This is a genomic window from Streptomyces sp. NPDC059851 (assembly GCF_042732005.1).
GTDB lineage: Bacteria > Actinomycetota > Actinomycetes > Streptomycetales > Streptomycetaceae > Streptomyces.
On sequence record NZ_JBHWJJ010000219.1, the window covers coordinates 1 to 8391 of the forward strand.

5 protein-coding genes and 1 pseudogene are annotated in these 8391 nt (G+C 69.9%); 2 read left to right on the forward strand and 4 right to left on the reverse strand.

Annotated elements, in window-relative coordinates:
* Nucleotides 1-112, reverse strand: a pseudogene (locus ACFV7Q_RS37455) (IS5/IS1182 family transposase); the annotation flags it as partial.
* 578 nt (nt 113-690) lie between these two features.
* Entirely contained in the window at nt 691-2151 is a 1461-nt protein-coding gene (locus ACFV7Q_RS37460; RefSeq protein WP_385435421.1) for an amidase, read from the reverse strand.
* A gap of 165 nt (nt 2152-2316) precedes the next feature.
* On the opposite strand from ACFV7Q_RS37460, the gene ACFV7Q_RS37465 reads away from it, so the two are divergent.
* Nucleotides 2317-2937: a TetR/AcrR family transcriptional regulator gene (locus tag ACFV7Q_RS37465; RefSeq protein ID WP_385435417.1), complete on the forward strand. Its 621-nt coding sequence runs from the start codon at nt 2317-2319 to the stop codon at nt 2935-2937.
* A 470-nt stretch (nt 2938-3407) separates the two neighbouring features.
* Nucleotides 3408-3611, forward strand: coding sequence for a cold-shock protein (locus ACFV7Q_RS37470; protein WP_385435418.1), 204 nt, complete (start codon nt 3408-3410; stop codon nt 3609-3611).
* 752 nt (nt 3612-4363) lie between these two features.
* Here ACFV7Q_RS37470 and ACFV7Q_RS37475 read toward each other — a convergent pair.
* Both ACFV7Q_RS37475 and ACFV7Q_RS37480 read right to left on the reverse strand, forming a co-directional pair.
* Nucleotides 4364-5959 (reverse strand): FAD-binding oxidoreductase, encoded by a 1596-nt coding sequence (locus tag ACFV7Q_RS37475; protein ID WP_385435419.1) that lies wholly within the window; start codon nt 5957-5959, stop codon nt 4364-4366.
* Between the two features lie 476 nt (nt 5960-6435).
* Entirely contained in the window at nt 6436-7887 is a 1452-nt protein-coding gene (locus ACFV7Q_RS37480; RefSeq protein ID WP_385435420.1) for a vanadium-dependent haloperoxidase, read from the reverse strand.
* Nucleotides 7888-8391: the final 504 nt, after the last annotated feature.

Consider the following 8391-nt stretch of genomic DNA (forward strand, 5'->3'; position numbering starts at 1 on the left):
GATCCGCCCCCTCCCGCCTCAGCGCAGTCACCAGCTTGCCGAACTGCCGCGGGCTCAGCCCCGTGAACGGGGCTATCCAAGACGGCTCCGACGCCATGATCACACCAGCCACACCAAGATCATCCCACCTCTGACCAGCAGTAACGGGACATCCCTTAGGCCGCGGGCCGGCCGTCCTCGGGGGCTCGACGAGGCTGTTCGACGGGTAACGACCAGCAGTGCGCCCTTCGCAGTGCGTTGATAGGCAGGTCGTCGCGGGTCCGATGGCTGCCCGCCGGCCATGCGCGTTCGCCGAGGGGGCGCGGGTGTCCGCCGGTTCTTCCAGCTGCTCGAAGGCCCTCCGCCTGGGCTACCACGGTCACGGAGGGTGTTCATCGCTTGGGGGTCGCCGGCGTCGGCGGCGCGCTGCAACCACGTCCAGGCTCCCTCGGTGTCCCCCTGGTCTCCCAGCAGGACACCAAGGTTGAACGTTCCCCCTTCCCCTTCCTGCGCATCTTCAGCCACCGCGTACCCTCGATCGTGGCGTACCCCCGTGCATCCGGCGACAGCTCGTGCCGGGCCCATGGAGCGCGGTCCGGGCAATCGGCTCCGGGCCCGGCAGTCCGCCGCGACCGGACCCCTCTGTGCACCCGTGCCGCGCACGAGTGCACCGCCCTCACCCAGCGTTGCTGATCGCCTCCTTCAAGGGGTTCACGAGCCGGCGCGGGCGGCGGTGACGCTTCCCGCCCATACGCCCGGTTTCCGCTGGGCCCAAGGCGCGGCCTGCTCCAGTTGGCCGGCGAGGCGGAAAAGGACGTCCTCGCGGTTGTGGCCGGCGGCGAACTGGATGCCGATGGGCAGGCCCGTGGCGGGGTCGGAAGCCAGCGGAACGGACATGGCCGGGGTGCCCGCGACGTTGAAGGCGGCGGTGAAGGGCGAGCGGTGGAACAGGTGGGCCGTCCAGCCCTGGCCATCGATGTCGGCGCCTTCTGCGTACGTGCCGAGATGGACCGGCAGCTCGGGCAGGGTCGGGGTCATCAGCAGGTCATGGCGGGTGAAGTAGTCGCCGACGGCTCGCGCCACCCGGTTGCGTACGTCCAGTGCCCGGACGAACTCGGGACCGGTGACCTTCTGGCCCCACGCGTAGCTCGCCAGTGTCTGCGGCTCCAGGGTGGAGGCGTCGATCGGGCGGCCGGTCGCCGCGGCGAAACCCTCGATCCAGGTCACCTGGTTGGCCGTCCACAGCCGGGCGTTGGCCAGGACGAACTCCTCCCAGGCCACACCGAGGTCCATCCGTACGGGCTCCACCTCGTGGCCGAGCGATGCGGCGAGCCGGGCGGTCTGCTCGGTGGCCGTGGTGATGGCCGGGTCCACGCCCCGGCCGCTCCACGGGGTGGTGAGCAGGCCGATGCGCAGGCGGCCGGGGGCGCGGTCGACCTCCTGCGCGTAGGGGCGGAGGGGGGCCTCGGCTGCATAGGGATCGCCGGTCTCGGGGCCGCTGACGAGGTCGAGCAGCGTCGCGCTGTCGCGCACGGAGCGGCTGAGCGCCCCGTGGACGGCCAGCCCGTTGAACACCTCGTCTGCGTCAGGGCCCATGGAGATCCGGCCCCGGGTGGGTTTGAGGCCGAAGAGCCCCGTGCTCGCGGCCGGGACGCGGATGGAGCCGGCGGCGTCGGTGGCGTGCGCGAGCGGGACTATGCCGGCGGCCACCGCTGCGGCAGACCCCCCGCTTGAGCCGCCGGGCGTGCGGGAGAGGTCCCAGGGGTTGCGGCAGGCTCCGTACAGGAGTGGCTCGGTGGTGGTGCTGTAGGCGAACTCGGGGCTGGCGGTGCGCCCCAGGGTGACCAGGCCCGCCCGCCGGAAGCGCCGCATCAGGAAGGAGTCGCTCCGGGCCGTGTTCCCCTCGGCCAGGCGGCTGCCGAGTTCAACCCGCTTGCCGGCCATGGACACGGCGATGTCCTTGAGGAGGAAGGGGACCCCGGCCAGCGGTGTGCTGCCCGGGGCCGGACGGTCCTCGGCGGGCCAGCGTTCCACCACGGCGCCCAACGAGGGGTTGACCGCGCCCATCGCCTCCTGCGCGGCGGCCGCCACCTCGGCGGAGGTGACCTCCCCCCGGGCCACGAGGGAGGCCAGGGCGACGCCGTCGAAGCTGGTGTATTCGGAAAGGTTCATCGTCATCGGTCGTCATCCGTTCTCGCGGTGTAGGCGATACTCGACGCTCCCGCACGATACCGGACGGTATCGTGCGGGAGTGAAGGGTAACCTAGCATGATCACGGAAAGCCGCGGTGCAGCAGCGCAGCAGCGCAGCACGGAGCAGCAGAGGAGCGAGGCAGGCATGAGCGGTACCCCCAGGCCCGGGCGGGACTCGCGGGTGGCCCGGCTGCCGCCCCGCGAGCGGATTCTGGACGCGGCGGAGGAGCTGTTCGCGCTCGAAGGCATCAAGGCCGTGAGCGTCCAGGCCATCGCCGACCGGGCCGAGACCACGAAGATGGCCCTGTACCGGCACTTCGCCACCAAGGACGTCCTCATCGAGGAGTGGCTGCGGATCGTCGCGGCCGGCTACACGGCGGCGTTCGACGCAGCGGAGGCCGCCCACCCGGACGACTATCGCGCGCAGGTCCTCAGCGTCGCCTCGTTCGTCGCGGACGGGCTGCCGGACGTCTCCCACCGCGGCTGCCCGTTCGTCACCTCCATCGCCGCGTTGCCCGATCGCACCCATCCCGCACGCCGCCTGATCGAGGCCCACAAGGCCGGCCAGCTGCGTCGCCTCGAAGGCATGTGTGCGCGGGCGGGGCTGCCCCGGCCGGAGGAGGCCGCCACAGAGGTCACGTTCCTCCTGGAAGGCGCCCAGGTCAGCGCGCAGAACGGGAGTGTCGGACCAGGGGCCGGCGAGCTGTTGAGGGCGATGGTCGCCGCCGTCCTGGACCGGCAGGCAGCGGCCGGCGGGCAGGGCTGACCGGCCGCTGGAGCCGCGGCGGCAGCCCCTACGAGCACGCCGCGGGGCAGATGAAGTCCGCCCGGACGGCCCACCCCCGCATGACGGGGGCGCGTGTCCCAGTGCAGGGCCGTGCAGGCGATCACGTGCCGGCGGGCCCCGCGGACCGCGGCGCGCCGGGTGGGTATCGGCCTGGTGGTGGGCTTGGGGTCGGCGACGGCACCGACCTCGTCGTGCGGCCGCCGAGCCGCAGGGGCGCCTTCGACCGGCCCGGCACCTTTGGATGGGCGGACACACGCATCGCTGTGGCCGGGCGCGGCGTGCCCGGCCGGCACACCCGGCGAGCCCGCGACCGTGGCCCGTTCCGTAGGGACAGATCATCCGGAGGGGGTGTAGGCGGTGCCGCGTGCGGGGAGGTAGCCGTCAGGCTCCCCAACGGGACTCGTGGCGGTCTGCACCAGACCGTCGACAGGCTGGACAGAAGGATGATCATGGCTCGTGGCACGGTGAAGTGGTTCAACTCCGAGAAGGGCTTCGGTTTCATCGCCCAGGACGGGGGAGGGCCGGATGTCTTTGCGCATTACTCCAACATCGCCGGACACGGCTACCGGGAGCTGCGCGAGGGCGAGGCGGTCACCTTCGACGTGACCCAGGGGCAGAAGGGCCCTCAGGCAGAGAACATCGTTCGCTCCTGACCCGCAGACCGTGAGCGGCGCCGTCGGCGCTTCGTAAGCGTGTGGACGGGCGCGCCCATCGCCGGCGGCGCGCTCGTTCGCGGTGCTGGGCCCTGTCGGCGATGTGAGTCTTCGGCTGTGGATCATGATGTCGTGATACGTCGTCATGAACTCTCCGACGAGTGGACCTCATTCGTCCGCGGCTGCCCCGGCCTGCGCCGGGCGGCCGCGGCTGAACGACCGGACGGTCCTCACCGGGCTCCGTGGAGATTCCGGACCGGGGTCGCACCGGTGCGGGTCGTCCACCACGCTCCACACTCGTGTCCGTCGCTGGGCGGCGTCGCCTGCGCCGACGCCGCCGACGGTGAGTGTGGGACGTCCCGGCATCAGCGCCGGACCCGGTAGATGCCGAGGGTGATCAGGGACGTCGCGGCGTTCCGCCGGTGTCCTTCCTCGTACGCGGGGTCGTCGGCGAAGCCGGTGAGGAGCCTGATGCCCGGCCGGCTGAAGCGCGGGGCGTGGGGTGGGGGAACTCGCCGTACCGACTCCGAGCTCTGGACAGACAGCTGGTCACGCCGAGTGGGGCGAAGGCCACGGGCGTCCGGCCCGGATGTGCAGCCAGCCCAGCCATGAGTGACGTGATCACGGAGGTGGGCACCCTGGTCTCACCCGCGGTCGACGCCGGCTACACCTCCGCCGCAGGCCTCGACGCAGCCACGAAGTCCGGCCCGTGCCGGACGACTTCGGCCGATGGGAAACCCCGCCGCTCGGGCTCAATGCGTGCCGATCGCTTGCTGGTAGTCGAAGAAGCCGGTCGGGTCGTATTTCCGCTTCACATTGACCAGGCGGGGGTAGTTCCTGCCGTAGTAGGCCTGTCGCCAGTTCTCCAGTGTCGGGTCGGGGAAGTTCTGGTACGCGCCTTCGGGTGACCTGTCGCCGAAGATGTCGTCGTAGAACTGCTTGAGCCAGTGGAGGTTGGCTTCGGCGACGCCGGGGAGGTCGTAGTCCGCCCAGGAGGTCTCGGCGGCGAAGACGAAGAGGTCGTCCCGGTGGACGAACGCGGTCGCGCTCGGCGGTACCTCGTTGATCTCACCGCCGAGGGCGAACATTGCGAACCCGGCTCCGTCCTCGTTGCCGCTGCCGGGCCAGTCCAGCAGGCGTTCGGCTGCCGCGCTGACCTGCTGATCGGTCAACAGGGTACGGGAGTCCAGGATCGCCGATTTGGTGGCGAAGCGTTCGATCGGTGTGGTGGCGCTCAGCAGTACGCTCGCCTCACCGGGCGCGACCTGACGAACGGACGTGCTGTTGCGGGCGCGTTCCTCGGCCGTGCCGATCTCGAGCAGCGGGTCGAGGACGGCACGCAGTTCCTGGACGGTGCCGTAGAACTGGCCGATGGCGTTGACGTTGGCGTTCGCATGGATCTGCGTCCTGGTCGTGCCGTTGGTACCGATGCCCAGACGCAGATGGAACCGCCTGTCGCCCACGGTCTCCCGGGCGATGTGCTGCGCGGCGGCGATCACCGGCAGTACGGAGTCCAGGCTCCAGCGGAGCTGGTAGAAGCCCACGGTGCCCTCGAAATGCTCGTACTGGAAGGTGAACGAGGTGTGGACACCGAAGTTGTTGCCGGCTCCGCCGCGGCAGGCCCAGAACAGGTCGGGGTGCGCGTCCTTGCTTGCCTTGACCGTGCTTCCGTCGGCGAGCACGACGGTCGTGGCAACGAGCCGGTCGCAGGTCAGGCCGAACATCTTGTCGCTGAAGCCGATACCGCCGCCGAGCACGAGCCCTGCGACCCCGACGCTGGGGCAGCGGCCGGTCGGCACGAACATGCCGTGGTTCTCCAACAGCGGATGCAGGTCGCCATTGGTGACGCCGGCCCCCACGGTGACGGTACCGGCGTCGTGCACGACCTTCATCGGCCCGTAGACCCGGGCGCGGGCAGCACCGCCCGGCATCGGAGTGGAGACGATGCTCTTCATGCGGGCCATGTTCAGCAGCAGGCCCGTGGTGGTCGAATACCCGGCGTAGTTGTGTCCCAGCCCGGAGCGCGGTACGGCGGGCAGCCCTACCGCGCGAGCCCAGCGGATCGCTTCGGAAACGTCCTCGGTGGTCGCGCAGGCAACGATGCCGGCGGGCCGGATGCCGTCGTACCGGTGGTTGTACGGCAAGGCGAGCGACGGGTACACGGAGCTGTGCGGTCTGTAGAGGGTCGCGCCGGGGGACAGCGCACCGGCCAACCGCTTCCAGTCCCGAGCGTCAACTGGCCCTGTTGCCTCAGCTGCCGCAGCCGCGCTCTCCGGTGCCCGCAGCCCCAGCGCCCCGCCGATGCCGCCCAGCACACCGACCCGCAGCACGTTCCGCCTGTCGATCACAGTGACCTGCCCTCACGCAGCGGTCGCAGACTTCGCCTGCGATTCCATCGGCCAGTTCTTCGATCGTCGACCGGTGCCGTCCCCATCGGCTGACCACTCACCGGATGCACCATACGAAAGGACCAGAGACGCACTGCCGAACAGCTCAGACGCACACTCGGGGCTGTCCTTCGGGGTCTCCGGCGCCGACGCCTTCACTGCCGTTACGAACGTGCCGTCAGCGCCTTTACCATACGGTGCTCGGCAAAGGCGCTGACGGCTTCGAACGTCCAGGGGACGGGCACAGCCGCGCGGTCCTCAAACCGAGGGCTGTGCCGACGCGACCATGGAATTGCCCGCGGTCCGGCCGGCGTGGCCACGGCGCCCATCGCCCACGAGCCCAGGACCAGCCCTTCGTCGCCGGGCGTCAGGAGGTGAGGCGCAGTGGCGGAGCCGGGGCGCCGGCCGATCCGGCCGGCGTGGGCCCCGGTGTCGTTTCACTGCTGATCAGGACGGCCCGGTCGGGTCGGCTGCAGCGCGTTGGCGAACACGTAGTCGGCAACGTTGGTGCCGATCTCCCTCCCGTCCTCGGCGTCCCAGCGGAAGTGCACGCCCAGCCAGAGTCGGCTGAACTCGCCCTCCTCGGCGACCTGGCTGAAGCTGTTCATCCGGCGGGCCGGCACGAGTGTGTGCGGGTCCTCGGAGTGTGCGGTGAACGAGACGTCGTCACGGCCGAAGTAGTGCTGCATCGCGCCTGCCCACGCAGCCGTGAAGTTGGCGTGCCCGGAAGTCCAGGCGGGGAAGCACGGGGTCCATGGTTTCCCCGATCGGTCCGCGCTGAGGGGCTGCCAGTCCGCGTTCTCGCCGCCCGTCGCCTGGATCGCGGACACCGGGCGCCACTCGTTGATCGGGCTGTCCAACTTGCTGTCCCAGGCCGCGATTCCGGCATCCGCCAACGACAGTGCCGACAGCGCGAACAAGCGGGTGGTCTCGTACGTGTTGAGCTTGAACTTCTTGGCGACGGTCCCGGTCAGCTGGAGCAGTTGGCCCGGGGGGTGGTAGGTGCCGTTCAGGTCGTGGTCCCAGAACCAGCCGACGACGGTCTGATCGTAGGTGCGCTCGGTGGAGTCGACGGCACCGACCCGTCGCACCTCGTCGAGCTGGCGCGCGTACTCCGGGCTGGCCAGCATTTCGGTGTAGGAAGTGAAGCCCCGCAGGCTGGGAGGCCGGAACTGCGAGCCGGAGCGGAGCACGAACGGCTTCACCTTGCCCCAGTTCGGGGTCACCGCGTCACTCGGCTCCTTGCAGGCCCCTTCGTCCTCCGTCGCCTCTTCACCCGTCGGCCGCCAGGCGCCAGGGGTGGTGGTGTCGCCGTCGTAGACCTCCGGGTTGTCCGAGCCGTCGCCCGCCCGGGCCTCGTTGATCTGCCTCACCACGCGGTCGACCACCAGGCGGTCGAGGGGCTCGTAGGCGTGGGGGGAGCGGCCGGTCCGGGCCTTGTACTGGGCGTCGATGTAGGCCTGATCGCCCGGGTACAGCTCGGAGATCATCCGGTACGCCGTACGGTCGATCAGCCGCTTCTCTTCGTCGGGGCCCGGCCGCGACGATTCGCTGGCGTACTTCAGCGGGCGGTTGAGGTACGGCTGGTACTTCAGGGTTCCGTACGTGTACTGGTAGGCGCTCTCGGCGTTGTAGATCGCCGCGAAGACCATCGCCCCGGACCTGGAGAGTTTGCCGGGCGAGGCGTCCCAGCCCCGCGCATTGCGGAAGGTCTGGAGCAGGACCTCGTTCCAGTACTGCGTCGGATCGTCCTTGTGCCCTGCCACAGCGGCGGCCTGCGGCGCACCGGCCGCCACCGGACTCAGTCCGGCGAGCAGGGCGCCGGCCACGGCGACGGCCCGTAGCCGTCCCAGGCGTCGGCCGGGGCGGGACTTCAAGCGTGGGGGCACGGACTTCGTGGCGGATCTACGGCCATGGCTGGGCTTGAGGGGCACGGCATTCCTTTCACGTCGCTGATCAACAGCGGCAGAGTAATGTCGGATATGTCGCGATCGAGGTCAACCACGCCGGTATGTCGATGTTCTTATGTTTATAGTGACTTGAGTGGAAATGATCACATGATTGCGATCGCCGAAGTCGAGCTGTGATGGTTCAGGCGTGAAGAGGTCTCACTGCACCTTCTCCGTGGGGTCCACTCGTGTGAGTGACTCCAGACCCCGTCGAACGTGGATGTCTGAGGCTTGCTCCGCGGAGGAGCGCGCCCGGTCGATGAGGCTCTTTGGACCGGAGGTCCTCCATCCGCCGCCCATGTCTCGTCCGCTACCGCCCGGGTCGTCGATCGCCTGTGCTCCGAACCGGCAGGAACGTTTTGCCGCGATGGCGCCCGCGTGGCTGAATCAACCATTTCAATGAGCGCGGCTGAGCCCCCCTGCCGGTCGGGAGGGGGGCTCAAA